Origin of the sequence: Pedobacter sp. ASV28 (genome assembly GCF_016428855.1) — a bacterium.
GTDB lineage: Bacteria > Bacteroidota > Bacteroidia > Sphingobacteriales > Sphingobacteriaceae > Pedobacter.
Genome location: NZ_JAELTN010000122.1, coordinates 1 through 2,555 on the forward strand (window position 1 = coordinate 1; position 2,555 = coordinate 2,555).

The 2,555-nt window shown below is 38.0% G+C and carries 1 protein-coding gene and 1 pseudogene; both read left to right on the forward strand.

The annotated features are described in order from the left end of the window. Positions 1 to 107 precede the first annotated feature (107 nt). A complete protein-coding gene (locus JHD79_RS22395; RefSeq protein ID WP_199121581.1) occupies positions 108 to 2,162 on the forward strand; it encodes a putative LPS assembly protein LptD in 2,055 nt (684 codons plus the stop codon). Positions 2,163 to 2,175: 13 nt separating this feature from the next. Further along, positions 2,176 to 2,502, forward strand: a pseudogene (locus JHD79_RS22400) (competence/damage-inducible protein A); the annotation flags it as partial. Between the last annotated feature and the right edge of the window lie 53 nt (positions 2,503 to 2,555).

Here is a 2,555-nt window from a genome sequence, read left to right on the forward strand (position 1 = left end):
AGCAATTCAAGCTTATAAATTAAGTGTAGAAATTTAGTGTTAATATTTTGTATTTTTGTGGCAAAACACACATAAATGAAATTAAAAAAGATTTTATTATACCTTGTTTGCTTTACCTTTTTGCTTTCTTTCCCAAGCCCAACAAAAAAGCGTCTGGCTTTATACTTCCTACACCTGGTGAAGACGCAACAAGAGGTTTCTCCCTAATTGGGGGAGGTTATTATCTGGCCTTTAATGATTACCTTGATGCCAGGCTACTTGGTAATATTTTCACCAATGGTTCTTATGATCTTAATCTGGTAAGCAACTATACCAAAAGATATAAATATAACGGGAATTTAAACTTGGCCTATTCCAGTTCACGTAATGGATTAGAAGGAACCCCACAATATGAGCCACAGAAAAATTTCCACATTGGTTGGACCCATAGCCAGAATGCAAATGCTAGGCCTGGTACAACTTTCAGTGCTTCGGTAAATGCCGGTACCAGTAATTACTTTACCGTAAGTGCTGCAAACGGAACTTATGATACGCAGGCCATGCTTCAAAATACCATGAGTTCCAGTATTTCCTATGGAAAGGTTTTTGGCGATGGACTTTTTAACTTGACCTCTGCCTTAACACATTCGCAGGAAACCCAAAACAAGACCATTAGCTTAACTTTACCGCAAATAAGCTTAAACATGAGTACCATCAGTCCATTTGTTTCCAAAAATAGCGTTGGTGAATTAAAATGGTACCAAAGACTAACGGTAGGCTATAGTATGCAGGCCAGTAATAGTGTAAGCACTAAGGAAAATCTTTTATTTGCCAGTGATGGTTTAAGGCGTTTCAAAAATGGATTTCAACACTCTGTGCCAGTAAGCTTACCTTTTACCGTATTAAAGTATCTGAATTTTAGTTCCAGCGTGAACTATAACGAAAGGTGGTATATGCAAACCATCAATAAACGTTATATTAGAAGATCTAGTTCCGATAGTATTGCCATAGATACCTTAGATGGGTTTAAAAGGGCAGGAGAGTACAGTTTAAGTACAGGTTTCTCTACCAAACTATACGCCACAAAACAATTCAAGAACTTGGGTGGAATTAAGGCCATTAGGCATATTATAACGCCAACTATTGGTTTTTCCTATAAGCCAGACTTTTCGAAATCTAGTTATGGCTATTACAAGGATCAGCAGTATTATGTGGACGACATTAGGCCAGGAAAAAGTGTGCCTACGGGAGAATACGTAAAAGACTATCTGGGAAGGATACAAAAGTATTCCATATTTGAACAAGGGATTTATGGTGGGCCATCTTCAGGAGAACAGGCCAGTATGAATTTCTCGGTAGACAATAACGTAGAACTCAAGGTAAAGTCCAGTAAAGATACAACAGGCACTGGAGAAAGAAAAATCCCAATTATACAAGGTTTAACTTTTTCAAGTTCCTATAATTTTGTAGCCTTGGAAAAGAAACTGGCGCCTATTAGTTTTAGTGGCCGTTCACAATTTACCGATAAATTGGGCATCAATTTTAGTGGGGTATTTAGCCCGTATGCGGTTGATTATATTGCCACCACAACAGGTACGGGAGTAAATGAGATTACTACTTACGCTTATCAGGAGGTTGACCGCTATGTATGGAAAGATGGAAAATTGCCAAGATTGACAAATTTTACCTTTTCATTTGATTACAGTTTGAATCCAGAAGCACTGAAAAGTAGGAATAAAAACATGAACAATCTGAAAGATCAGACCAATACCCAAAATAGAACACAGGAACAAATTGATCAATTAGCTGCCATTAGTAGGGATCCAAATGCTTTTGTTGACTTCAATATTCCATGGAATTTTGCTTTTTCTTACAGTTTTAACTATAGCAACCCATTAGGCGTAGCATCCACCAGGTCATTGACGAATACCTTGAACTTTAACGGTGATTTTAACCTTACGCCAAAATGGAAAGTGCAATTTACCTCTGGTTACGATTTTAAGGCCAAAAATATATCACAAACTTCTTTTTCTATTTATAGAGACCTGCATTGTTGGGATTTAAGTGCCAGTTGGGTACCTTTCGGACTTTACCAGAGTTACTCTATAGATATCAAAGTTAAGGCATCGGTTTTACAAGACCTAAAACTGAGCAAACGTAAAGGCTATTATACCAGATATTAATATCGATAAGTTTATGCAGGCAGAAATTATAACCATTGGAGATGAGATTCTAATTGGTCAGATAGTGGATACCAATTCCGCTTGGATGGCCACAGAATTAAATAAAATTGGAATGGGGGTTAAACAGATCAGCTCCATTTCTGATGAAGCTGGGCACATTAGCAAAGCACTTGACGAAGCTAAAAAACGTGCCGACGTTATATTGATCACCGGCGGATTGGGACCTACCAAAGATGATGTCACCAAAATCACCTTGGCCAAATATTTCAATATGCCCCTAAGGCTAGATGAAACTACCCTGGCCCATGTAAAATTATTTTTCGAAAAGCTCAACCGACCAACTGTCTCTTATACACATCTGACGCTGCCGACGATCGAGCCATAGTGTAGATC